27 protein-coding genes and 1 tRNA gene are annotated in these 25,554 nt (G+C 34.2%); 6 read left to right on the top strand and 22 right to left on the bottom strand.

From position 1 onward, the window contains the following. Positions 1 to 76: 76 nt before the first annotated feature. Complete coding sequence (locus LIX58_RS04815; RefSeq protein ID WP_126564767.1) at positions 77 to 943, bottom strand: trypsin-like serine peptidase; 867 nt, start codon at positions 941 to 943, stop codon at positions 77 to 79. 220 nt (positions 944 to 1,163) lie between these two features. On the opposite strand from LIX58_RS04815, the gene LIX58_RS04810 reads away from it, so the two are divergent. Further along, positions 1,164 to 1,253, top strand: a tRNA-OTHER gene (locus LIX58_RS04810). 161 nt (positions 1,254 to 1,414) lie between these two features. Here LIX58_RS04810 and LIX58_RS04805 read toward each other — a convergent pair. The 4 genes from LIX58_RS04805 to LIX58_RS04790 form a co-directional block, all read right to left on the bottom strand. Beyond that, positions 1,415 to 1,705, bottom strand: a complete 291-nt coding sequence (locus tag LIX58_RS04805; protein WP_154836979.1) for a hypothetical protein — start codon at positions 1,703 to 1,705, stop codon at positions 1,415 to 1,417. A gap of 241 nt (positions 1,706 to 1,946) precedes the next feature. Next, positions 1,947 to 2,483, bottom strand: coding sequence for a VOC family protein (locus tag LIX58_RS04800; RefSeq protein ID WP_126564769.1), 537 nt, complete (start codon positions 2,481 to 2,483; stop codon positions 1,947 to 1,949). Between the two features lie 77 nt (positions 2,484 to 2,560). Further along, on the bottom strand, positions 2,561 to 3,238 hold the full coding sequence (locus LIX58_RS04795) for an MBL fold metallo-hydrolase (RefSeq protein WP_126564770.1): 678 nt from the start codon (positions 3,236 to 3,238) through the stop codon (positions 2,561 to 2,563). A 146-nt stretch (positions 3,239 to 3,384) separates the two neighbouring features. Beyond that, the gene (locus LIX58_RS04790) at positions 3,385 to 4,005 is read right to left on the bottom strand and encodes a nitroreductase family protein (protein WP_126564771.1); all 621 of its coding nucleotides are present in this window, start codon (positions 4,003 to 4,005) and stop codon (positions 3,385 to 3,387) included. Positions 4,006 to 4,325: 320 nt separating this feature from the next. On the opposite strand from LIX58_RS04790, the gene LIX58_RS04785 reads away from it, so the two are divergent. Further along, positions 4,326 to 5,729: an amino acid permease gene (locus LIX58_RS04785; RefSeq protein ID WP_126564772.1), complete on the top strand. Its 1,404-nt coding sequence runs from the start codon at positions 4,326 to 4,328 to the stop codon at positions 5,727 to 5,729. Between the two features lie 179 nt (positions 5,730 to 5,908). Here LIX58_RS04785 and LIX58_RS04780 read toward each other — a convergent pair whose 3' ends face one another. The 5 genes from LIX58_RS04780 to LIX58_RS04760 form a co-directional block, all read right to left on the bottom strand. Further along, positions 5,909 to 6,571, bottom strand: a complete 663-nt coding sequence (locus LIX58_RS04780) for an ABC transporter ATP-binding protein (RefSeq protein ID WP_126564773.1) — start codon at positions 6,569 to 6,571, stop codon at positions 5,909 to 5,911. Between the two features lie 12 nt (positions 6,572 to 6,583). Further along, positions 6,584 to 7,633 carry an ABC transporter permease gene (locus tag LIX58_RS04775; protein WP_154836977.1) on the bottom strand — a complete coding sequence of 350 codons (1,050 nt, stop codon included), beginning with the start codon at positions 7,631 to 7,633 and terminating at the stop codon, positions 6,584 to 6,586. A gap of 63 nt (positions 7,634 to 7,696) precedes the next feature. Beyond that, positions 7,697 to 8,218: a dihydrofolate reductase family protein gene (locus tag LIX58_RS04770; RefSeq protein WP_126564775.1), complete on the bottom strand. Its 522-nt coding sequence runs from the start codon at positions 8,216 to 8,218 to the stop codon at positions 7,697 to 7,699. Positions 8,219 to 8,620: 402 nt separating this feature from the next. After that, positions 8,621 to 8,776 carry a lipocalin-like domain-containing protein gene (locus LIX58_RS12650; RefSeq protein WP_413470804.1) on the bottom strand — a complete coding sequence of 52 codons (156 nt, stop codon included), beginning with the start codon at positions 8,774 to 8,776 and terminating at the stop codon, positions 8,621 to 8,623. 40 nt (positions 8,777 to 8,816) lie between these two features. Then, complete coding sequence (locus tag LIX58_RS04760; protein WP_126564777.1) at positions 8,817 to 9,572, bottom strand: SDR family NAD(P)-dependent oxidoreductase; 756 nt, start codon at positions 9,570 to 9,572, stop codon at positions 8,817 to 8,819. A gap of 204 nt (positions 9,573 to 9,776) precedes the next feature. Here LIX58_RS04760 and LIX58_RS04755 point away from each other — a divergent pair, with 204 nt between their 5' ends. After that, positions 9,777 to 10,691 (top strand): LysR family transcriptional regulator, encoded by a 915-nt coding sequence (locus LIX58_RS04755; protein ID WP_126564778.1) that lies wholly within the window; start codon positions 9,777 to 9,779, stop codon positions 10,689 to 10,691. A gap of 124 nt (positions 10,692 to 10,815) precedes the next feature. Here the strand turns inward: LIX58_RS04755 and LIX58_RS04750 are convergent, their stop codons facing one another. The 11 genes from LIX58_RS04750 to brnQ all read right to left on the bottom strand — a co-directional run bounded on the left by LIX58_RS04750 (position 10,816) and on the right by brnQ (position 20,652). Next, the gene (locus LIX58_RS04750) at positions 10,816 to 11,832 is read right to left on the bottom strand and encodes a hemolysin family protein (protein ID WP_126564779.1); all 1,017 of its coding nucleotides are present in this window, start codon (positions 11,830 to 11,832) and stop codon (positions 10,816 to 10,818) included. 153 nt (positions 11,833 to 11,985) lie between these two features. After that, positions 11,986 to 12,423: a 6-pyruvoyl trahydropterin synthase family protein gene (locus tag LIX58_RS04745; protein WP_126564780.1), complete on the bottom strand. Its 438-nt coding sequence runs from the start codon at positions 12,421 to 12,423 to the stop codon at positions 11,986 to 11,988. Between the two features lie 5 nt (positions 12,424 to 12,428). After that, a complete protein-coding gene (locus LIX58_RS04740) occupies positions 12,429 to 13,289 on the bottom strand; it encodes a patatin-like phospholipase family protein (protein ID WP_126564781.1) in 861 nt (286 codons plus the stop codon). Positions 13,290 to 13,409: 120 nt separating this feature from the next. Further along, the gene (locus tag LIX58_RS04735; protein ID WP_126564782.1) at positions 13,410 to 13,637 is read right to left on the bottom strand and encodes a hypothetical protein; all 228 of its coding nucleotides are present in this window, start codon (positions 13,635 to 13,637) and stop codon (positions 13,410 to 13,412) included. 179 nt (positions 13,638 to 13,816) lie between these two features. Next, complete coding sequence (locus LIX58_RS04730) at positions 13,817 to 14,446, bottom strand: ABC transporter ATP-binding protein (protein ID WP_126564783.1); 630 nt, start codon at positions 14,444 to 14,446, stop codon at positions 13,817 to 13,819. After that, positions 14,433 to 15,197 (bottom strand): ATP-binding cassette domain-containing protein, encoded by a 765-nt coding sequence (locus LIX58_RS04725; protein ID WP_126564819.1) that lies wholly within the window; start codon positions 15,195 to 15,197, stop codon positions 14,433 to 14,435. The genes LIX58_RS04730 and LIX58_RS04725 overlap by 14 nt, the downstream gene beginning before the upstream one ends. Continuing rightward, positions 15,164 to 15,934 carry an ABC transporter permease gene (locus LIX58_RS04720; protein WP_226386133.1) on the bottom strand — a complete coding sequence of 257 codons (771 nt, stop codon included), beginning with the start codon at positions 15,932 to 15,934 and terminating at the stop codon, positions 15,164 to 15,166. The genes LIX58_RS04725 and LIX58_RS04720 overlap by 34 nt, the downstream gene beginning before the upstream one ends. Next, the gene (locus tag LIX58_RS04715) at positions 15,931 to 16,890 is read right to left on the bottom strand and encodes an ABC transporter permease (RefSeq protein WP_126564785.1); all 960 of its coding nucleotides are present in this window, start codon (positions 16,888 to 16,890) and stop codon (positions 15,931 to 15,933) included. Before LIX58_RS04715 ends, LIX58_RS04720 begins: the two co-directional genes overlap by 4 nt. Before the next feature lie 2 nt (positions 16,891 to 16,892). Then, complete coding sequence (locus LIX58_RS04710) at positions 16,893 to 18,446, bottom strand: ABC transporter substrate-binding protein (protein ID WP_154836973.1); 1,554 nt, start codon at positions 18,444 to 18,446, stop codon at positions 16,893 to 16,895. After that, positions 18,443 to 19,135 (bottom strand): class I SAM-dependent methyltransferase, encoded by a 693-nt coding sequence (locus LIX58_RS04705; RefSeq protein WP_126564787.1) that lies wholly within the window; start codon positions 19,133 to 19,135, stop codon positions 18,443 to 18,445. Before LIX58_RS04705 ends, LIX58_RS04710 begins: the two co-directional genes overlap by 4 nt. A 155-nt stretch (positions 19,136 to 19,290) precedes the next feature. After that, positions 19,291 to 20,652 (bottom strand): branched-chain amino acid transport system II carrier protein, encoded by a 1,362-nt coding sequence (gene brnQ, locus LIX58_RS04700; RefSeq protein ID WP_226386132.1) that lies wholly within the window; start codon positions 20,650 to 20,652, stop codon positions 19,291 to 19,293. A 384-nt stretch (positions 20,653 to 21,036) separates the two neighbouring features. Between brnQ and LIX58_RS04695 the strand changes: the two genes are divergently transcribed. From LIX58_RS04695 to mntC, 3 genes are read left to right on the top strand one after another with little or no spacing between them, the layout of a single operon-like run. Then, the gene (locus LIX58_RS04695; protein WP_126564789.1) at positions 21,037 to 21,780 is read left to right on the top strand and encodes a metal ABC transporter ATP-binding protein; all 744 of its coding nucleotides are present in this window, start codon (positions 21,037 to 21,039) and stop codon (positions 21,778 to 21,780) included. After that, a complete protein-coding gene (locus LIX58_RS04690) occupies positions 21,773 to 22,609 on the top strand; it encodes a metal ABC transporter permease (RefSeq protein WP_126564790.1) in 837 nt (278 codons plus the stop codon). Before LIX58_RS04695 ends, LIX58_RS04690 begins: the two co-directional genes overlap by 8 nt. After that, the gene (gene mntC / locus LIX58_RS04685; RefSeq protein ID WP_154836969.1) at positions 22,606 to 23,535 is read left to right on the top strand and encodes a manganese ABC transporter substrate-binding lipoprotein MntC; all 930 of its coding nucleotides are present in this window, start codon (positions 22,606 to 22,608) and stop codon (positions 23,533 to 23,535) included. Before LIX58_RS04690 ends, mntC begins: the two co-directional genes overlap by 4 nt. Positions 23,536 to 23,613: 78 nt before the next feature. Here the strand turns inward: mntC and LIX58_RS04680 are convergent, their stop codons facing one another. Further along, positions 23,614 to 25,500: a glycosyltransferase family 2 protein gene (locus LIX58_RS04680; RefSeq protein ID WP_154836967.1), complete on the bottom strand. Its 1,887-nt coding sequence runs from the start codon at positions 25,498 to 25,500 to the stop codon at positions 23,614 to 23,616. Positions 25,501 to 25,554 lie beyond the last annotated feature (54 nt).

Genomic DNA, 25,554 nt, shown 5'->3' with positions numbered 1-25,554 from the left:
AAAAAGCACACCCACTAAAACAATCACCTCTCGTAATTACTCCAGCAAGCATGCCCTATCAGTCTATAAACTTATATTATTTAATGTGCTGACGTACAAAATTCCCAGCATAACCTTTAAATGATTCCCCACCAGACAATTCTTGCTTCGCATAAGCATCTGATGAGCCACCCATTAAGTTATAACCATATGTTCTTAACCCGTACATTGTATTAAAACTACTATTTAACATTGGAGAACCTGAAGCACCTGATCTAAAGATATCTTTCGTTTGAATTTCTGTGCCATTTGATGAAAATTGTGTCACACGTAATTTATTAAAATATGGTTTCGTATTATCGCCATATTGCCAAGGATAACCTAACGAATAAAGTGGCGTATTGAATTTCAATTTATTAATTTCTGCATCTGTTGCAATGCGAACTGGTTTCACATATTTCGCCATATTTTCTTTTGTATGTACAATAGCAATATCATATTGAGGCACTTTAATAACTTCACTTGCTTGGAACGCATAAGGTATACGGTTTCCATCACGATTCATTTGAAACTTAATGTATTTAGGTGCCGCAGCTCTACCAAATTTATCATCAATAACATGCGCATTTGTAATAAATGTATGTGCGCCAATAACTGTACCAGTACCCATTGAATCCTGGCCTTTATATTCTGGTTTCCCTGCTTTCCAACCATTTAAGTTAGAAACACGTCCAACTGCTTTTAAATTATTTTGCGCCGCATTTGGGTAATATTGAATAGAAATATTATTATTGCTAATTTTTTTAGCTTTTAAATATGCTTGATAACTGCTTGATTGTATTCCATCATAATAATAGTTTGTTTCAACTGCCTTAGCTTCATCATGATGACCAGTATAGCCTAATACTGTTGCGCCAATAATAGCACTAGCAATTAAAGATTTACTAAATTTAGATTTCCACATAACCTATCTCCTAATTCCTTCCTTTTATAAAATGAACATTCCAACTCAATTGCATTATAATTATTTAAAAATTTTCACTATTATTATATTACATAACTGGGACATAATACGTCTTTTTCTTTAAAATTATAAAATAATTTGAATTTATTTAAAATTTACATTTAATTAATATTTATTTACAAAAATGAATTTATATAGTATGATACCTAAGTAATGACATGGAGGGGTACTCAAGCCTGGCTTAAGAGGCCAACCATTTATGGTTGGTAGGAGCTTTTAGCTCGCGTTGGTTCAAATCCTTCCCCCTCCGCTACTAAGAGACTTGTAAGAAATGATTATTACAAGTCTTTTTTTATGTACAAAAATAAAATCACCTCCTATTGAGAAGATCTTAAATCTTATCAATGGAGGTGAAATTTTTATATTTACCTATTGTGCAAGCAGCCAAATGTCCACTTCTTATAGTTACCATTAGTTGCGGCTCGCATTTTGAGTGACGTCATCTATCTCACTGGCGTCTTCTGTTGCAGTTAAGGTCACTTTTTTAGCATGATTCTTCTGATCAACTTCATGACGTAATTCACTATTTAAACCTAGTAAATTGTTTGCTTGTGTTTCATCACTATTATAATCTTCTAAGCCATTTACAATTTCAGTTGCTAAATATTCACACACATCTTCATTTTCAACATTTACTTTTTCATTAATAATACTTTGCATTACTTCGATTAATTCTGATTTTTCGATTTGAATATCAATCATCTTGTAAAACTCCCCTAATCTTCTATTGACATAGCAGAAAAACTATGTCTTCAAATTGTTTACCCAATTCTAATAAAGATATTCCAATAAATAATGTATGAATGATGCTATACCCTATCCAAATGAAATATAAGACTTTTTTCATAAAAATCTTAATGTAGAAAGTATACCTTAAACTAAGATAATAAAATATTAATATAACGATATTGTAATAACTAACAATAATTATAAATTATTAAATCTAATCATCGGCTGGGTTAGGAATAAACACATTTGCTTCACTATCATTCGGATAATAATATCCATTAGGAATGGTTTGGAGCTCGATTAAACTGCCCCATGGACTCTTAACATAAACCGTCTTATTGCCGTCTGTGTCCTCATATTTCGTGTTAACATGCGGCTCAGAAATAGGCTCTCCGCCCGCTTCTTTCACTTTTTCCAACACACTATCGAACGCTTCTGTTTCTATGTAAAATGAAATATGCGTAAAGCCAATATCTTGTAATGATTGTGGTTTACCTTGTTGCGCATCTTTAAACTCAAACATTTCTATATTAGGACCATTACCAAAGACCATCATACGTTTATGAATGATACTAGCCCCTTTTTCTAAGCCAAGAATATGTTCTACATGCGCTCCGCCACGAGGTTCATCTGTTTTCTTTTGACTGTCGTAAGCAATCTTGCCATTTAAACCGTTCTTGAAAAAGTCTGTAGCAACTTCCATGTCTGGTACTGTTAAACCAATATGGTTGATTCCTCGATTGGCATTCATCGACTATCCTCTCCAATCATTGAAAATTGTTTTACATCGTATTTCATTTTTATCTTTGAAAATACCTTTTTTATTTATTAAGTATTCTCACCATTACGAACGCGATCTATTATGTTTTGAAGGCGTTCCCTTTTGTCGTTTTCATTTTCAACAAAAAAGACTGAAGGTTCATCCTTAATAGCGACCCACGGCACAATAGCATCAAACTCTAAGTCACGAATCATCTCTAAACTCTTAATAGAGGCTTCTCTATCACTTGAACTTAGAATGACAGTGCGCCACTCGCCATTATCTACACAAATAAAGTCGCCAGTAAATAAATAACGGTGTTCACCATTATCCCATAAATACATTGTTGTACCTGGTGTATGACCTGGCGCAGGGATCACTTCGATATCACTATCTAACATTTCGCGCTTTGTAAACTGACCGGCTATATTTACTGTTTTACTCATTTCCTTAGCGTCATCTTCATGAATCCAAAATGGTAAATCAATCTCTGTCTTACCTCCTAGCGATTCATGTTCATGATTAATAAGGATACGTGTCGCTCCACCTAAAGCTTTAATATCATGTTGCGCTTTTTCAAGGCTTGGAGAATGGTAAATGATAACATTACCTTGGGGACGTACTAAAACAAAAGATTTAATCATATATCTTTTGTCAAAGGGAAGCACTGTTGTTTCTGTTTCATATAAACCTGGTGCCACAAGACGCAACGACGTTAAATTATGTTGTTTAGAAGCATTTGTCATACTTTTTCTCCTTATAAATTAAGTACTTTGTGCAATTCCTTTATAGCGTCACTCAATATAGTTATACCCGATTTTTATAAAATAAAAAATTTAAGGTCATACTTAAGAAATAAAATTCTTAATTTGTATGACCTCAAGTAAAAAAATTATTTATAATCTACTACTCTATCTACGGGCATTCTAAATGAAGTGTGTGCTTCTTTCGCTTTTTTACCAATAGCGACAATCATCACAGGTACATAGCGTTCTAAATCATACCCAAAGGCTTTACCAATTTCTTCATGATCAAAGCCGCCAATTGGATTTGTATCATAACCATGTTGTTTTGCTACTAACATAAGTTGCATTGCTGCGAGACTGCTATCCACTTTGACAATATCACTCATTGATTGGCGCGTACGACTTTTATAATTTTCAAGCACTATTGGAAGCATTTGCTCTTTCACTTCTTGAGGCATATGCCCATTTTTTACAGCTTGCTCATAAATATATTCGCCTTCTTCATAACATTGTAAGTCTCCAAATATAATAATCATTGCAGAAGATGTATCATTTTGATTGGTATTAAACTGAATTAATGGACGCAACTTCGCTTTCGCTTCATCACTTTCTACTACAACAAAACGCCAAGGTTGCATATTAACTGAAGACGGCGCTTTCGTCGCTTTAGCTATCATCTCGTTCATTTCTTCATGTGGAATTTTATATTCTGAATCAAATCCTTTAACAGATTTTCTATTTTCTAATATTTCATTAAAATCGTTCATTTATTCTTCTACTCTCCTTTAATTTCTATAATTTTTCGTATTCTAGATTATTACTGAATTTGAAAAGGATGAGAAGAAATATGCTTACAAAAAATTAATACTTATTTATTCAGAAAAAGTTTAAAGTTTTTATTAATAAATGTATAATATAGTTACCATTTATACTAAGAATTGATTATTATTAATTAAATAGGGTATCATTAATTTTGGTAAAATAAATAATTTGTATTTTAGAAAAATTATTTATGATATAACAAAGGGTATACAACTTACAGTCATTATATTCAGTCATACATGTACCCACGAAAGGGAAGAACATTATGGCAGATAAGCTGCAAAGAGAATTAAGCAATAGGCATATACAACTTATTGCGATTGGTGGCGCGATAGGAACAGGGCTATTTTTAGGAGCCGGTGCTTCAATTCATTTAGCAGGTCCATCAATCTTGTTAACCTACGTCATCGTAGGATTTATTTTATTTATGTTTATGCGAGCAATGGGAGAAATTTTACTTTCAAACCTAGGATTTAAATCATTTGGTGATATTGCTCATCACCACATTAACCCAATGGCTGGATTCATGGTAGGTTGGACTTATTGGTTAACATGGATTATTTCAGGTATGGCTGAAGTAACAGCCGTAGCTAAATATGTAAGTTATTGGTATCCAAACATTCCAAACTGGATTACAGCTGCATTTACTATTTTAGTATTAATAGCTTTAAATTTATTTAGTGCGAAATTATTCGGTGAACTTGAATTCTGGTTATCACTTATTAAAGTTATTACTATTTTAGCTTTAATCGGTGTTGGGATTGTCATGGTTATCTTCGCTATGAAGACGTCATACGGTCCTGCTAGAGTTTCAAATATTTGGGAATATGGAGGCTTTTTCCCTAATGGCGTATCAGGTTTCCTTATGTCATTCCAAATGGCTATTTTCTCATTTATTGGTATTGAATTAATAGGTATCACAGCTGGGGAAACGCAAAACCCTCACAAAACGATTCCTCAAGCGATTAATAACGTACCATTCCGAATTTTAATATTCTATATTGGTTCATTAGCGGTTATCATGTCAGTCGTACCATGGCACAAATTAAACCCTGAGGAAAGTCCTTACGTTAAATTATTTGGTTTAATTGGTATCCCATTTGCCGCTGGTATTATCAACTTTGTAGTATTAACAGCAGCTGCTTCATCATGTAATAGTGGTATCTTTGCTAATAGCCGTACGTTATTCGGTTTAGCTGGCAGAAAACAAGGTCCTGCATTTTTACATAAAACAAATAAAAATGGTGTGCCGTTTTACGCTATCTTACTTACATGTGGTTTATTAAGTATTGCAATTATTCTAAATGCTATATTTAAAGATGCGACGAAGGTATTCGTTCAAATCACCACATTCTCAACGGTTTTAAATATTATGATATGGACATGTATCATGATTGCTTATTTAGGATTTATTAAAAAGAATCCTGAATTGCATAAAGAAAGTAAATTTAAAATGCCAGGTGGTAAATACACAGCTTATGGTATTTTAGTATTCTTCGCATTTATATTCATTGTATTATTAATCAATAGTAGTACACGTTATGCTGTATTATTCGCACCTGTTTGGGCGATTATCTTAGTAATTATGTATCAAAAATATAAAAAAGAATCTGAAAAAGCGAAGATTGAAATGGATGATGAAGATCGCGAACTTCAAGATAACGCTTAAAATGATGTAAGGGAGAGATACAGAAATCTAATTTATAAATAGGTTTCATTGTTTCATCCTAATTTACTGAAAGAGGTTACGATATTATTAAATATCGTAACCTCTTTTAATCTTCTGATAGGAACTAACGCCCTTTCAAGTAAGCACTACTTATTACTTGAAAGGGCGTTTTCTTCTATTTATTTTTCTGTTAAACGGCCATCTTCCATATGAAAGACTTTGTCACAGAATTGAGTTAAGCGTTCATCGTGTGTAACGATAATACATGTTTTATTGCGTTGTTTAGACTGTTCTTTCAAAATTTCCATTACTGCCATTGCATTTTCTGTATCAAGTGATGCTGTAGGTTCATCGGCTAAAATAATTGAAGGTTGCGTATAAATTGCCTTTGCAATGGCTACACGTTGTTTTTGCCCTCCAGATACTTCAGAAGGTAATTTATTTTCAAGTTCTTTTAAGCCTAAATCTGATAATAATTTATTATATTCTTCAGTATTCAACACATCTTTTTTATAATTTTTCAATAAGTGAAACTGTTGTTTAATTGTTAAAAATGGCACTAAGTTGGTCGATTGTAAGATAAATCCAATTTCTTGCATTCTTAATTTGGCTAATTGTTTTTGACTTAACTTAGAAATTTTCTTGTCATTAATATAAATTTCGCCCGATGTTGGCGTTTGTAATGCACCTGCCATGGTTAGAAATGTACTTTTCCCAGAACCTGAAGGGCCAACAATCGCTATGAGTTCACCTTTATTAAAAGATAATGTAGTAGATTTAACCGCTTCAATAATACGATTTCCATCTTTGAATTCTTTTGTAACTTGATCAAATTTTAACATTGTGGCACCTCCCTAACCGATTGCCTTGAGTGGATCAATTTTGCGAATAGATAATACTGAGAATAAACTGCCGATAAGTGACGTCACAATCAATACAATTCCAAAGATAATTAGCGTGCCAATATTAAACTGTACAGGCACAGCATCCGGTAAGACGAGACTTGTAAGTAATGTAAGAATGAGACCGATCAATGTTCCAATTAAGGCTAGAATAAATGTCTGAGCTAAGACCATTTTCATTAAGAAACCATTAGTAAATCCTTGCGCTTTTAAAACGCCAAATAAATTCTTCTTCTGCAAAGTAATGACGTATAGAAAGACACCAATGACTGTTGCAGAAATGACAAACAAGAATGTTATCATAAAGTTCATTGTTAAATTTTGTGGTTTATAACCTGGTAAATTTTCTATAAATTTATCTATTCCTACCACTTCGAGATGATTATCTACTTTTTTATTTTTCCAATTACTGTCTTTTACGACCACCGCATTGGTTTTATCAGTTGATAATGCTGGGTTTATCTTTTCAATAGTCTTATTATTTGCGAAAATAACGGGCGAGGCATTGTATTTAGCACTTTCTGAGATACCTACAATATGTAATTTTTCGTCAGACTGCGATAATTTTATCGTGTCTCCTATTTTAAATCCTTTGTCTTTTAACGTTTGGTCAATGACTACATCATTATCCTTATGAAATTTCTTGCCATCAATCATTTTAGGCATTAAAAAAGAATCCTCAGTAATACCAAAAAGTAACGCATTCTCCTTACTATCACCATTTGATGCAATGACACCTATTTGTTTTAATGGTGCTTCTTCCTTAAAATCACCTTTGACTTTAGACGTCTTAAATACAGACTGTTGCACTGTTTGGTTCGCATCTTTATTTACGACAATCGCATCTGCTTTCCACTTTTTAATGCCTTCAGTATTCATATTAATCAAGCCATTCGCTAACCCAGATAGTAAAAAGAGTAAATAACTAATTAAAACGAGTATACCGATAATTAATCCAAACTTTAGTTTATTACGCTTAATTTCATTCCATGCTAAAAACATTTAACCCCTCCTTTATTTAATTAGTCATTATTATATCAATAATATGGAAATGAGGAGCTTCGCTTATCGATAATTTATCATATAATCAAGTTCTACAAATTGGTTATATTGTGTGACGTTACGCAATTTTAAATCTACTTTGTTATCAATTTCATTAAATAATGAAACGCCTCCACTCAAGATTGTTGGTGCAATGGTGAGTTGAAGTGACGTTAATAGATTTAAATTAATAAGTTTAGAAATTAAATTTCCACCGCCTACAATCCATACTTTCTCTTCAGGCTTAAATTGCTCGAATAGCTGGTTTAAATCTCCATTGTAAAATTCAATATCCCAATCTATTGATATTTGTTGTGAACTTATTACGACCACCCTTTTATCTTTATAAGGATTCTCTTTAACATCGTTATCAAGCAACCATCTAAATGTCTTACCACCCATGATGACCACATCTACACTTGCATAAAACTGCGCATAGCCGTTATCACCTTGACCTTCCACTTCTTCTAGAAATTGCACGCTTTCCGATTGGTTTGCGATATATCCATCTACCGACGCTCCTAAATAAGCACAAATCTCTGCCATCTTGATTCACTCACTTTTCTTTATTTTTTGAACTTTAATCTAACTATACTGGTAAATGCCAATTAAACAAAGAAAAAGGCCAGAAGGACGAATTCACTTTAAATCCGTTCTTCTGGCCTATTCTTCCTATGATATTTATTTTACACGTTGCCAAACTAATTTTTGGTTAGGTACATTGCCATTTACAATACTAAGTGTATCGCCTTCCAATTCAAATTCACGAGGTTGTATATCCCCTAACCAAGTAGGATTCATACTTACTTCCATTGTATGATAAACCGTTGAATTCTATTCATCTAATTCAAAGCGGCCAGCATATGCAACATAACCGTGTGCTGCCTCAGCCATTTCATCTTTCGTACCAGTGTGTAAATCTCCAGAAGCATAGGGTTTACGACCTTGTTACATTAATTGAGCTGACATATAACCATCTGGATTATACATAATAAATCCTTTTGCATCTTCGCCTAGTGGATAAAAAATATTGCCATCTTTATCTTCATCTTGATATCTCACTAATTTCCAAGTTCCAATTAATTGATCTTTAAGTTCTGCCATTCTAAATACATCCTTTCTTCATTTTTAATATATTTAATAATTATGCGTTTGAACCACCAGAAACACTAATTGTTTCTCCAGTAATTGCTGTAGCACCTCCTGAAGCTAAGAATATAACTGTAGCCGCAATCTCTGAAGGTTCTAATAAACGATTCATTGGCATTTTTCCTGTGATATATTTTTCCATTGCTTCTTGTTCTGTTGAGTCATCTTGTTGAGCAAGATGTTCTAATTGGTTTTCAATTAATGAGGTACGCACTGGACCAGGTAATACAGCATTTGCTGTTATACCATCTTTAACTGTTTCAAGTGCCACAGTTTTTGTAAAACCGATTTGCGCAAATTTAGAAGCTACATATGCAGATTTAAATGGATCTGCCATTTCTCCGTGTGCTGAAGAAATTGTGATAATGCGTCCACTTTGTTGTTGTTTCATTGACGGTAATACATGTTTCGTCATTAAGAATGTACCCGTTTGAATCACGTTAATTACTTTATTCCATTGTTCTAATGGGAAATCTTCTACTTTATCAATATGTTGAACGCCTGCATTATTAACTAATACATCCACTGCACCATATCGTTCAGTTACATCTTTAATAGCACTTGAAACTTCATCTTCATCCGTAATATCTACTTTATATGCCACACCGTTGTTTAATGAGTTAGCTGCTTTATCTGCCGCTTCTTGATTCATGTCGAAGATGAAGACTCTGTCATTCTCTTTATCAAATGCCTGTGCGATAGCATATCCTATACCTTGTGCTGAACCTGTTACGATTACATTTCTTGTCATCATTCATTACCCCTTTATCTTTGTATTGAATTTCCCTGAAAATGAATCACAATTTAAGGTAGTATAATATGTGTAATTTCTATTATTACGTCCACTTCTATTGTCTAACCAATTTCGAAGAATGTAAAAGACGTTTTCAACTATTAAAGCTATAACTAAAAAGTTATAGTTCCAAATATAAAATCTAGAAAGGAATGGAAGGTAATGTCCTATAAGCACGCCATCAGTTATTTAGAAGCAGTGCAACGTTATGGTAATATCTCGCATGCAGCGAAACATTTATACATTTCTCAACCCTATTTGAGTCGTTATATTAAAAACATAGAGGATGATTTAGGCGTCACTTTGATTAATCGTGACAGTAATCCATTAGAACTGACTTATTCGGCCGAACGTTTCCTTGAGTATTTACATGAAATTGAAGAGATTGATACTCAAATGCGTGAAGAATTGCAGACGATTTCTAATTTGAAAAAGGGGCGTCTCCGTATAGGGGTTAATCCAATTTTAGCAACACATACGTTATATAATATTTTGCCGAAATTCATTCAGAATTATCCTGGTGTGGAAATTGAACTTGTAGAGGAAGTTGCTCACAGAATCGAGCAAATAGTAGCTGATCAACAAGTGGATATTGGTGTCACTATCTTGCCTTTATATAATGAAGATTTATCTTATGATATTTTATATACTGAAAATATTTATTTAGCATTACCTCCGGGACATTCATTGCTTGATGAAGCTAGAACACATGCAGATGATGGCGCATTTCCTTTTCACTTATTAAATAATGAAAAATTCATTCTACTTAAACCTGAAATGACACTACGTCGCCTATCTAATCAAATCTTACAAGATTATAATGTTTCACCTAATATTATGCTAGAAACAATGAGTGTGGAAAACGCTCTACGCCTAGTCAATGAAGGCATCGCAATGACGTTTGTCCCTAAAAGCGTTAAAGATATGACTGCAGATCATTTTAATGGCACCTTTGTTCAACTTAATCCTAATCATTATTACAACCAAGTTGTATTAGCTTATAAAGAGAATGACAAAACATGCTTATCTAAAGCAGCGCAGACGTTTATTCAAATGGCAAAGTCAGAAGGCAACTGAAACTCGAGACCATATCTTGCTAAATCATTTAGATGAAAAGAAAAAATAGACCTCATCATCTAAATATAAATCTAGACATTGAGGTCACTACAAATATTATTTATTATATAAGACTAAATTCTTGTTAATTGTATTCATCTTCAATATCTCCGACGATTTCTTCCAGAATATTTTCTAAGGTAATAATGCCTTGGAACTCAGAATTACTATAAACTGTAGCGATATGAACTTTTTCTTTCTTCATTATTTCTAATATATGTTTCAATGGTGTTTCGATCTCAGCATTAATAATTGGATTAATAAAATGTTCTAAATCAGTAGGTTGTTCCACGTTAAACAATGATTTGGAATGAATAAATCCTATAATCTCATTATTCTTCGTAACAGGATATCTTGTATAAGCATTTCTTTTTATTTTTTGAATTGCCTCTTCGAAATGATCATTTATATCAAGCGTTTTGACATATTGTCGTTCAATCATTACATCTTTAGCAACTAAATTATCAAATTTGAAAGCTTGATTAATATGGTGAAGTTCACTTTCATTAATCTCGCCACCTTCATGACTATCATAAATCAATTGCTTCAATTCTTCTTCAGTGTGAAAGACTTCGCTCTCTTTCGCAGGTTTCATGTTAAACATCTTCAAGATAATGCGTGCAGCTCCATTTAAAATATAAATAAACGGATACATGATCTTATAGAAAAAGATAATTGGTTTGGCAAAGGCTAATGTGATAGCTTCCGCCTTTTGTATAGCGACCGTCTTAGGTGCCATCTCTCCAACGACAACATGTAAAAATGTCGCAATTACAAATGCGCCACCAATGGTAAACGGATGTATCCAAGACTCCGGAATACCCACGCTACTGAATAGTGGATGTAACATAAATTCAAATGTTGATTCACCAACCATACCAATACCTAAAGCGGTGATGGTAATACCTAGTTGACAAGCTGCTAAATATTCATCTAAATGTTCAATAACTTTCTTAGCCGCTACAGCTTTGTTGTCTCCAGACTTTGACAGCTGCTCAATCCTGGTCGATCTAACTTTAACAATCGCAAATTCCATTGCTACGAAAAATGCCGTTAGGACTAATAATAAAATAAAAGTAATAAGACTAAATGTGGTCCCCAAATATTTTCCTCCAAAAATTAAAATATTGTAGATATACTACTATACTAATTATATCTTTTTCATAAAATTATTCAAAATATTTAAATTATTATATTATTAACAAATAGTGCCTAATTAATTGGAAAAATAGAGACTTCATTTTTAATATTATTTTTACTTTTTAATGTTCATTGTATCCTGATTTAGACTTACCCCATGGCGGTCAGTCTCAAATAACTGTAATTCGTACATATGGTGATTCTCAGGCAGATGCTGTTCAAACTCATCCCAAATCCACATCGCAATATTCTCTGCTGTCGTATTCATGTCAGGTAATGTTTCATTTAAAATTTGGTGATCGACTTTAGGTTTGATGAATTGATTATAAATCGCATCTACTTCGTTAAAATCTAGTCCTAGGCCAAATTTCCCAATAGGCGATAACACATCTACATACAAACGATACGAATGATCAAAGAGGTCTTGATGTGCTGACTCACTAAAATAAATGCGATTATCACACTTAAATTCATAACTTTGTTTAAGAATCGTCTGACTTTCTTTATATTTGAAATGTGTCGGTGGTTGGATATGACTTAAATCTTTGTTCATACTCATCACTCCCAGAAAGCTTTAATCATGTCGGCATCTTGTCGGCCTTGATCTTGAGCTACTTTGAAAATGTCTGGACGAATGGCAGGGTTAACTGTATTGCCACCAAGTTCTTGTAATTGATTAAATACCGCTTTACTTGGTGTAATTAATTTAACTTCAGAACCATTTTGTTCCAATTCTTTAATAGCATCATCAAGCGTATAAGGGGTTGCTACTGGAAGATTTGTCGCAAAGATTAAGACTTTTTTTGCGCCTTTAGCTAGGTCAGCATTTTCCATAGAATGACAACCACCATCGAAATGTTTCTCTCCGTCAATTGTAGTCGCAGGCCAAACACCTGGTAATGAGCCACTTGATGCCATGGCTCTATGAATATCGACATTCGATTCTGATGTCAATGCAACGCGCTTTGCTTTGTTAGCATTTACCGCAGTAATCATCATATTAGACGGCCATTCTGTTACCTTAATTCTATTTTTTAAACGGTTAATATGTACACTTTCATCAAATTTATGATCTTCTAACGCATACTCACTATAGTTCTCAATCCACTCTTCTGGAGTTGAGGCATTCTTCTCAATTTCATTATAACGCGCAAATATTTTAGACATATCATTAACAGGAGGTGCTTCATTAGATTTAGGTGCAATTTGTTGGTCATAAATTTCTTCCCAACTATGGTCAGAAGTTAAGCTAGTACCAGCTTGAGCCCCACCTGAAGTACCAATGACTAAATCTGCATGTCTCACATCAATACCAGCTTCAGATAGTGCTGAAAGATAACCGAGTTCCCAACCAATCGCGAGTGAACCACCACCGCCTAATACAATGGCATGTTCAAATTTGTCTTTTTGATTATTCATGTTTGTTACTCCTTTAACTTATCATCTATAAATAACGATTGTTATGAATATACGGCGTTTCATTGCGAAACACAAATAAAAAACAGCATCCCTATTAAAATAGATACTGTTTTTTTAATATTATTTATCTAAATATTTATCAGCATGTTCAAGGCCAAATGTCTCATTCTTAGCTCTTTCTTCTCTATATTCTTCATCTGATAACTTTTTAATATCTTCTACTGCATAGCTTACTTTTTGTGCAAACTCTCTTACTTCGTCCTCACTATTCGCTTCCACAAATACAGTTAAAATATTATCGTCTACGATGTCTTTATAATGTTGGTATTGAAGTCTATAAATATTCATAAAAATCTCCTCCTTTAAGATATGCCCTATCATTTTTAACTTTTTACAACTTTCATGAATATATTTAACAGTAAATTTATCCCCTGTTTCAGCCATGTTCAAACTTAAATTCAATAACTATATAGAATTTATTTATGAAAATCCGTTATATCTTATACTTTTTCAGCGTCAAATCTATCTCATACCGAGGACATTTTAATTGTTTTGCCATTAAACGAATTAAGCACATATTGATCATGTGAAATAATGATGAGTTGCGTTTCTTTTAATGTTTTGAGCATTTGAAGTATGGTTTCTTCATTAACCACATCTAAATTGGTGGTCGCTTCATCTAATATTAATATTTGTGGCTCTACAATTAGCGCTTTAGCTATCCATATGCGTTGAAATTGACCCCCACTCAACGTGCCAACACGCTGATTTAATATTTCTGGTGGTAATGCACAACGCTCTAGCACCGCTTCGATTCTCTCTGAGTACGTTTCTTTTTGAAAATGATAATTCTTCAATGGCTCGGTTAAGATGTAACGCACCGTTTTACGTCCATTTAATGTATCACGTTGATATTGTGGTACATATTGAATAACCTTCATCCATTCTTTAATAGTATAATCTTCACGGAGGCTATGATTGAGATATAATTGGCCACTATAATCTGTATCTAATCCCGCTATAATCTTGGCTAACGTAGATTTACCACTCCCACTTTCTCCACTAATCAGTAAATGATGTTGTTTCATCTCAAAACTAATATTTTTGAAAATGATTTTTCCACCAAGATGTTTGGTCACATTATTAATTTCTAGCATAATCTCTTCTCCTATGTGCTATCTCAATTAACTTTTGCGTATAGATTTCAGATGGATTATTCAGAATTGCTTTCGCAGTACCACTTTCGATGATACGTCCATTTTTCATAATACTTATATGTGTCGCATAGTTTCTAACTAAATTAATATCGTGGGTGATAAAGATAATCGTCATACCATAACGTTGTTGCACTTTAATCAAATATGACATCAACCGCTCAACGTTATCTGTATCCAATGCGCTCGTCGATTCATCTAAAAATAAGACGTCCGGGCGTCTTATTAATGACATTATGAAGGCAATACGTTGTGCCATGCCACCACTCATTTCAAAAGGATAACGTTTAAGCAACCTTTCTCCTTCATTCAAACCAAGTAAGCGCATTTGCTCTATTACCCACTCAGTTTGTTGTTCAGAAGTCATTGTAGATTTTGTAGCTTCAAACAAATATTGAAAATGTTTGCCTATGGTAACGTTTTGAAACATATTACTGTAAACATCTTGGAAAACTGCGTCCGTTTTACCTAAATCAATCTTTATCGAACCTTGATATCGCAAATTATCTCGCTTCATGCCAAGAATGGTTCTAGTTAACAATGATTTACCGCTTCCACTTTCGCCAATAATACAATGAAAGTCTCCTTTGTTCACTTTTAAAGAAACCGAATCAATCAAGATACGGTCGTTATCAAACACACTTAATTGTTCAACGTTTACTATCGGGTTATCTTTTTGTTGATGATTTGAAATAATAAAGCATAACCTCCTAACAGTAATCCAGGGAAGAAGAATAACCATGGTGCGCCATTGAAATAACTCTTACCATCAAATAAAATCGTGCCTAATTCTGGTGTGGGTGGTTTAATACCTAAACCGAGAAAAGCAAGACCTGAAATACTAAGCATAATCTTGCCGAAATCTGCAGTAATTAAAGCAAAGATGTTACTACATAAATGCGGAATCACATGTGTGACTGTTGTTTTCACTTTCGAATTACCGCTTAATACGGCATATTGAATAAAAGGTTGTTTCTGAATATCACGCGTCAAATTTCTAAAGTAACGTAAGTAGCGACCCATCCATCCTAGTGTGAGCGCAAGAATCATACCTATCATGGAATTGCTGACCAAACTTAAGACAACTAAAGCGATAATAAAAGAAGGTATCGCCAACAACATATCTGCCATAAACATCACGATTTGATCAAGCCATTTTCTTTCTATACCTGCAATTAGACCAAGCATCAAGCCAATTCCAGCACTTAATATAATGACAATTGCAGTCAAACTAAGCGTTACCAAACTTCCCACACACAACCTAGCAAGGAAATCCCTTCCTAATTGATCTGTGCCTAATAAATGTTGCCAACCAGGAGATTGTAATGACGCAAACTGATGATTACTGCGCATAACGCTATAGGTAATTAATGCTATTAAGAGGATACCAGTCAGACTTACTATGACATATGTTTTACTGTGTCTCTTCATGTCAAATCTCTCTTCTCATCATCAACTTTTTCATAAGCATCACGACGACGTAATCTAGGTTCATTTTTCAAAATAATTAAGTCTCCTACATAATTAATAAGCATGATAATAACAATAATAATGACTACAATGCCTTGAATAAGCGGATAATCTCGCTGATTAATCGCATTAATAAGTAACTTTCCTATACCTGACATACTGAAGATGACTTCTAGAATAACTGCTTTTCCAATTAAATGAATAACGCTATTCACAGAAATAGTCATAAGAGGCGCAAAAACCTCTTTAATTTGCACCACAATACGCGCTTTTAACGGAAAGCCACGTAATAAAGCCAGTTGATAAGCATCATTAGCTAGTGTCCTTTCAATAAGATGTGCAGTCATTAATAAAATATGACAACCTTCAATCATGACGATGGCAATGATCGGTAATATAAAGTGTTGCCAAGAATCACTGCCAACAAATGGTAGGAGTTGCCAGCGAACGCCTAAATAATAGATAAGTAAGATTGCTAACCAATATTCAGGCATAGATGTCATCACTTGCGCGAATCCACGAATAACAGAGCTATAACGAGTTTGTGATTGTGTGCCAACCACATAGCCGATAACATATCCGACAGGCAACATAATACAGGCAGAGACAATCATCAACGTCAGCGTTGGAAGAATTGCCTCTATAATCATTGAAGTAACAGGCTCGTTGGTACTAAAGCTATAACCTAAATTTCCTGTAAAAGCATGACCAACCCAGTCTATATATCTAAGAAATAGATTTCGACCTAAACCAAGTTTATGTTGAGCTAACTCAATATTTTCTTGTGTAATTGAGGTATAACCATGACGTTGCAGATAAAGAATTGCTGGATTGCCGGATGTCTTTTCAACTAAGACAAAAATAATAAACGAACTCACTATTAAATAGAGCAATAATTTAAACGTGCGTTTTAGCATAATTACTCTTTAACTTTCAATGCTTTATAATCTATTGGCGCATCCGTTAATCCTGAGAATTTAAATTCTTTTACTTTATCGCTAACTACAAACGTTTCATTCGGATAAGCGATTGGCACACCATAATATTGCTTATTAAAGTGCTTAAAGATGTCATCAAAGGCGTGTTGTTGATTTTCTTTCGATATGTTTGCTGGATAATCATCTAATTGTTTGGTAAGCGCCTCATCATTAGCTAAGACACCCGATTTACCATCATCATTTTTAAACACTGAACTCATAAAGTTGTATGGCATTAACGCATCTGAATACGTTCTATAGAAAATGAGGTCATACTCCTTTTTAGTCCACAATGTGTCGTAATAAGATTGAGCATCTAATGTTTTAACGTTTACTTTAATTCCTGCTTGTTTCATATCACGTTGCACTTGTTCTGCTTTATCTTTCCAATTTGGAAACTCTGCCGTTTGAATGACTAAATTGAATGCTAATGGTTTACCATCTTTTTCAAAAATACCGTCTTTATTCTTGTTATAACCTTCAGTCTTCAACAGTTTCTCAGCACCGGCAATATCAAATACGTGAGGCTGCTGATTCTTTTTATTAACGTACTGCACATTATTCTGGAACAAACCTTCCACTGGTTTACCCGCAATAGCTTTCGCATTGATACTCTTACTTATCGCTTCACGAATCTCTTTGTTGCTCAATATTTTATTATTCGGATTAAAGGCCATGAAATGACTTACGGTACTTGGTCTATCCTCAACCGTTAATTTGTCGTTTTTCTTATCTTGTTTAATTTGTTGATCCGATAACATGCCTAGTGAACCACCGGAAATGTCTACTGAGCCACTTTGCACAGCAGAATTTCTAGAATCTCCATCTTCAATCGTTTGGAAAGCTAGATTGTACTTAACTGGATGATCATTATCGAAGTATTTATTAGGTTTCATCGTCGTCTTTTCTTTGCCCGTTTTATTAACTACGAACGCCCCAGTACCAATCGCTTTCTTGAATTTCCCAGTCACTTTCTCACCTTCTACAGAATGCGGACTCATAATGTGTAAAGGTCTTACTTGCGTTAATTCGTTCAACACTTGGTTCGACGGTGATTTCAATTTAATTTGAACAACATGATCATTTTTCACGACAACTTTATCTAATTTCTTCAACGTTTCCACTGTCGTTTCTTTATTCATTGCTTTGGCACGCTCAATGGAGAATTTAACCGCTTTGGCATCTAACTTTGAGCCGTCTGAGAATTTAACATTATCTTTTAAATGAAATTCATACACTTTACCAGATTTATCCACGCTCCATTTATCAGCTAAACCTGCTTTAATGCCTTTATCTTTATCGTATTTCACTAATGCGTCGTAAACCGCGCTATATACTGGCATTGCCGCGTCATAACCTTGTGCATCAAGCTTGTCTGCCTTTGCCTCAGTTGGTAATGACACTGTGATATCCTTGCCATCTTTATGGTTATTGCCACATCCCGCTAGTAAGAGTGTCGCACTTGCAGCCACTGTCATTATTAGTCTCTTGTTCATTCCCCAGTACCTTCTTTCAATCTCGCTTTTATTAAAAATGACTCTTCATACAGCGTGCGTAAATAATCATTTGGCGTTAAATAAAAATCACTATAATGTGTTAAATCTATGATGTCTGGAACTGGTTCTTTCATAACTGCGACTTCAAATCCAGCATCAACAAAGCTATCAACAATATGCTTTAACGAGTGATTCTGAGAAGGCGTCGCGCCATATTTATTAATCGTGTCATCCATAAATTGACGACTTGGATTATGTGTTAAATCTGCAAATGTTGCATAATAAACGCCACCAGGTTTTAACACCGCTTTTAAGTCTTGCGCATGCTGTGGCACATCTTCGATTAAATATAAGACTGATGTACTAACTGCCGTATCATATGTATACGATGTATCTTGTGGTTTGTCTGTTAAAAAATAGCTAAGCGGTCGTTGTCCTTTTAAGGCGTCTGCCTTTTCCAAAGATAAACGGGCTAAGTCAATACCTACGCCTGTTTTAAATTGAATCTTGTCGTATAACTGACGCAAAAATCCGCCTTGATTACATCCCACATCTAAAATCGTCTTGCCCTTAATATCTGAACTATCTAGTAGTTGTATCGTTCTCTCCCATGCTTCTTGGTGATCGCGGGCCATATCATCGTCTGTTTCGTCTCCCTTTTGCCACCAAACTTCATAACTCTTAGTCATCAAAATCTCCTCACTATTATTAAATCGTAATAATTACGATTTATATACTACTATAATATTTTTATTTGTACAATAGTGACTTTTTTAAAAGCATAAAAAATAAGTCATGATTAGCTCATACTAAATGAGTTAAACATAGCTTATAAATTGGGTAATTATTGAATTTGTCTGTGACCTCTAAAACGCACTTTATAAACAATGAAACCAATGATAAATCCGATAATTGCAGGGACAATCCATCCCATACCAATCGTAAAGAATGGTAAATATTTTTGAGCGAAACCGATTAATGCTTGCGCGAATGCTGTCTTCGCAAAGAATTCCGGACTCGCATTTATGCCATCAAAGAACGCCGCGAACATTGTGAAGAACGTTGTAAATTTATAAACAATCGTTGAATGATTGAATAACGGACTTGCCAATGTTAATAAGATGAGCGTAATCGCTAATGGATAGATAAACATCAATACCGGCGTTGAGTACATAATGATTTTTGTTAGTCCCACGTTAGCGAAGATACACGCTAGCACTGCCACACCTGTCGCTAACCATAGATAATTCATTTTCGGGAAGAGTTCTGTAAATGTTTCTGAAAATGCAGTAATCAACCCAATTGCCGTTTTTAAACATGCCACGATGATGATTAATGACAAGATGATAATGCCATAGTCACCAAGGTAATGTTGTGCGATTTGTGCAAGTGCGATACCACCATTTTCACTGACTTTAAAATGTCCTAAACTCATCGTACCCATGACAGCTAATAATGTGTAAATGACGCCCATCGCAATGATACTGATGGCACCAGATTTAAACGTTTCTTTCGCGATACCATTCGGGTTCGTCACACCTAACTTCTTAATTGTCGTTACAATAATGATACCGAAAGCAAGTGATGCTAAAGCATCAAGCGTGTTATAACCGTCGATAAACCCTTTAAGTAACACACTATTGCTATAATCCGCACTTACAGGCGCATGGCTAATGCCTCCCATTGGACGGATAAACGCTAATAGTACCACAATTCCTAACAGAATTAAGAATACTGGATTTAAAAATTTACCTATGTAATCAAGTATTTTTGAAGGTCTTCTCGCAAAGAACCATGCGATAACAAAGAACAAAATACTGAAAATGGGTAATAAAATTTTACCTGTACTAGGCGAAACGAATGGAGAAAATGCAATTTCATAAGATGTTGTCGCAAGTCTTGGTAAGGCAAAGAATGGCCCTATTACCAGATACAATGCGATAGTGAATAAGTAAGCGTATGTTTTACTTACTCTTGAAGAAATTTCAAATACGCCATTCGTTTTAGAGATGCCAATCGCTACAATCCCTAGGAATGGTAACCCAATTGCGGTAATTAAGAAACCAAGATTGGCGAGTAACACATTAGACCCTGCCGTTTGGCCTAGATGAATTGGGAAGATTAAGTTCCCAGCACCAAAGAATAAGCCAAACAACATTGATCCAATAAAAATATTATCTTTAATTGAAAGTTTGTGTTTCGTCATATGTCTGTTTCTCCTAATTATAATTTACTTGCTATTATACAAAATTTTCGGCTTTATTTGTTCGAAATATTCAATAAATTTTAAAAATTTTCTGATTTTAATGTATTTTAACGTTTCCGTCCATTGTTTATGACACTAATAAAACCTGAGACACCTTACCTTTGTCATAGGTCTTTACATGTAACTTCTTGATTGTCAATCTGACCTAAATTAATTAAATGTAGCCACAACCATGATTAAAGAGCGATTAAACCCATCTTTTCTCGAATAATTACATACACTATTCATATTTTTATTTACTATCTCAGCTTGACACATCTTATTTTAGGTGTTTATTATAAAATAAATTAGGTTAACCTAAACTTTTATTTAGGAGGTAGTTGGTTGATAGAAATTAGCAACATGAATTTGCATTTAAATCACAAACATGTCCTTAAAGATATTACTTTAAAGATTCCAATTTCTGGGGAAATCATCGGTATTATGGGGCCCAACGGTGCCGGTAAATCCTCTTTGCTGAAATGTCTAATCGGTGAATTTAACGCAACCGGCGAGATGCATTTATATGGCAAATTCATACATAAACAATTGCAATACGTTACATATATTCCTCAAAAAACACAATTAGACTTAGACTTTCCAATCAATGTGGAGAAAGTCATATTGTCAGGTTGTTATCAAACCATCGGCTGGTTCAAACGCGTCGATCACGCTTCAAAAATGAAGTTTCAAAAACTATTAAGGGATTTGGACTTAGCATTGTTACAATACAAACAAATTTCCGAGCTTAGTGGTGGCCAGTTGCAACGTGTACTTGTAGCAAGAGCATTGATGTCAGATAGTACTGTTTATTTATTAGACGAACCGTTTGTAGGCATCGATTTTAACAGTGAGCAACTTATTATGGAGAAACTTCGCCAATTAAAAAATCAAGGCAAGCTCATTCTTATTGTGCATCATGATTTATCTAAAGCAGAACAATATTTCGATCGAATCCTGTTACTTAATCGTACTGTTAGATTCTTCGGTGATAGTCATCAGGCGATGCACTCACAATATCTAAACCGAACTTTTCTATTTAATGGAGCTTCTACTATTGATGAAAGGAGAGCCCTATCAAATGACTGATTTCATTCAACATTTATTTGACTATCAGTTCTTAAACCGCGCGTTAATTACATCAATCATTGTAGGTGTTGTATGTGGGACTGTAGGGAGTTTGATTATCTTGCGTGGATTATCGTTAATGGGAGATGCAATGAGTCATGCTGTTTTACCGGGTGTGGCTTTATCATTCTTATTCAATATTCCCATGTTCATCGGAGCATTAGTAACTGGTATGATTGCAAGTTTATTAATTGGCTATATTTCAAACAATAGTAAAACAAAGCCCGATGCAGCGATTGGCATTAGTTTCACTGCATTTCTCGCAACGGGTGTCATCATTATCAGTCTTATCAATAGCACGACAGATTTACATCATATTTTATTCGGAAACTTACTCGCAATCACACGACAAACGTTTTGGACAACCATCATTATTGGCGTCATCGTGATGTTACTGATTGTCATACTTTATCGACCATTAATGATTTCAACCTTTGATGCTACATTCAGCCGTGTAAGTGGATTGAATACAACGATGCTACATTATTTTGTAATGCTATTACTCGCTTTAGTAACCGTCGCTAGTATTCAAACTGTAGGCATTATCTTAGTCGTTGCATTGCTTGTTACACCGGCCTCGAGCGCCTTTTTAATCACAAAGAATCTATATTCGATGATGATTGTAGCAAGTTTGATAGGCGTAATAAGTTCTATCATCGGCTTGTACTTTAGCTTTATTTACAATCTCCCTAGCGGTGCGACGATTGTGCTTGCAACATTTAGTATTTATATTTTTACTCTTCTCTTTTCAAAAATAAAAACAAAATTTAGAGGTGTACAAACAACATGAAAAAATTTATTCCATTACTTATTGCATTAATGCTCATTCTAGCAGCTTGTAGTTCAAATTCTAATAATCAACTTAGCAAACATCACGACAAATTAAAGGTCGTGACTACTAACTCCATTATTTATGATATGGTCAAACAAGTAGCTGGCGAGAAGGTAGACGTTCATAGCATCGTACCTGTGGGACAAGACCCTCATGAATATGAAGTGAAACCGAAAGATATTAAACAACTTACTGATGCAGACGTCATCTTTTACAATGGCTTCAATTTAGAATCTGGTAACGGTTGGTTTGAAAAAGCCTTAAAACAAGCAGGTAAATCTACTGATGATAAGTCCGTCTTCGCGGTGTCTAAAGGTGTTAAACCAATTTATTTAAATGGAGAAACTGGCAATAAAGATAAGATTGACCCACATGCTTGGTTGAGTTTAGACAATGGTATTCAATATGTGAAGAACATCCAAAAACAATTAATTAAAGCAGATTCATCACATAAAGCAGACTATGAGAAACAAGGTAAGACTTATCTTGCTCAGTTGGAAAAGTTAAACAAGGAGAGTAAATATAAATTTAGTGATATTCCGAAACAAGAACGTGCCATGATCACAAGTGAAGGTGCTTTCAAATACTTTTCAAAAGCATTTGATATTAAACCTGGCTATATTTGGGAAATCAATACTGAAAAACAAGGCACACCTTCACAAATGAAACAAGCTATACAATTTGTTAAAGACAATCACATTAAACATTTATTAGTAGAAACAAGTGTAGACAAAAAATCTATGAATAGCTTATCTGAAGAAACTGGCAAAAGCATTTACGGAGAAGTATTTACAGATTCAATTGGAGAAAAAGGATCTAAAGGAGATTCTTATTATAAAATGATGAAACATAATATCGAGACGATTCACGGAAGCATGGAATAATTATTAATAAAGTAGTGAAAGAGGTTGAGACACAAATCGTTTATGTCTCAACCTCTAATTTTATATGTTCTTATTATATTAATGAATTATTTCTACAAAGTCTTTATTTGCTGTTAAGAAGTATCCGTCTTCAGTTACAAGACGAGGTGTTGAGCTTTTAGTATAGATAATGTTCTTAATCTTCAACGTTTCTCCTACTTTAAGAGGCGCAACTACATTATCTTTAAATTGACGTGAATCGTATAACTTACATCCTTTAATAATCTTAACTTCATTTGGTATCTCAGTGATGTATTTTTCGCTATTTTTCGTTTTAATTAGCGCGATAAAATCTTTATTGGCCGTTACAAAGTTGCCGTCTTCAAGCACTAATCTTGGCGTACCATTTGACGAATTTTGAATTCCTTTCGGATTTATACGACTTCCTACTTCCAATCTTGCCACCTTTTCCTTAAAAGCTAAATCTTGATAAACATTAATCGTTTTAAGCGTCATCATTGGCCCACTAATATGCACAAAGTATTTATCCTCAATGGCAGTTTCTGAATTTTTCTCAGCTTCTGGATGAATCAGTTCCAATTTAAAACTTTGGCGTTTCATTGTATAGACATCATTGAAACTTGGGAACGAGGCATATACCAAGGAGTGATCCGCTTCGCCATATTCCACGCTAAGATTAATATTAGCTTTATCTAATCCTTTAAAATTGTCATGTAAAATATAGATTCTGTCATTCTCATATTCAAATTCTAATTCACAATTATTCGCCATGTTATTAATTTCTAGCATCTTCACAGCACGAATCTTAATCTCTTCTGGCTTCATTACACGTATCACTTCATATTTATTTCCATTAATGAGATGTGTCCCTTCATAAATAGGATAACAATCGACCCGAATTGGACTAATTGCGTCATAATGACGGACGAAATCTCTATAAATGACATTATCTTGAATAATATAGCGCCACTTATTATTGACCACATCTTTCGTAAAATGAATAAAGTCTGTTTTATCTTCTTTATGATATAACGTATACATCGCTTTGAACACAGGATTTGTTACTAGCGATGGCACGTCAATATTGTATTCAGTTAAAAGTTGTTCTAACTCATCAAAAATGTCATAAAACGCTTGTTTATCTTGAGATTTAATAAAAGTCTTTGTACGAAGGAAACGTGAAATGAAATCTATCTCAACAATTCGAGACATAATCATTTCTTTTAGAGATGACTCCATGTCCATCTCACAGATTCTTTTTGTGATTTCTAAGTTTAACTGTGCTTTCTCTAACATAGACGTTTGCTTCACTAATGATTCATTCGCCTCATATCGGTTCACATGATACATTGGCGCTACTGACATTGTGATGTCATTAACTTTCGAGAATAATTCAACGAAGAATAATTTATCTTCGCCATATTTCATATGTTCAAACTTAATTTGATTATCGATGACTAATTGACGTTTAAATACTTTCCCTGGTGGCCCTACTGCTCTGAACAACTTCTTAATCTCTTGAGGTTTCAGATATGACGCTTCTTTATAAGACGTGAATTTACCATGATACGATACACTCTTAGCTGTATGTTTGAAACATTGACCTAAACCAAAGTCCGCATCATCTGCGTCTACCTTTTCCATTAATTGAGGGAAGCCATCTACATCTAACCAATCATCCGCATCTAGTAGCGTAATATACTTACCTGTTGCTTTCTCGATACCCACGTTTCTTGGTTCAGAAGGACTTCCTGTATTGTGAGGCAATTGGATTAATTGAATAAATGCATGCTCTTTCGCGTATTCTTGAATAATCTCCACCGATTGATCCGTTGAGCAATCATCGACAAAGATTGCCTCGACTTGGCTCTTATCCATCTTCAAATCAATTAATGATTCTATACATTGCCTTAAAAATAACTCTTTATTATACACAGATATAATGATTGAAACTAATTTCTCCATGAATGCGCTCCTTTATAATTACTTTATTAATGATTAAACTCTCTCTACGCTTCA

The sequence above is a fragment of the Staphylococcus sp. Marseille-Q1834 genome (assembly GCF_916858875.1).
GTDB classification, from domain to species: domain Bacteria; phylum Bacillota; class Bacilli; order Staphylococcales; family Staphylococcaceae; genus Staphylococcus; species Staphylococcus pragensis.
Note: the sequence above shows the minus strand (reverse complement) of the source record. Positions and strands in the feature narration are given on the sequence as shown.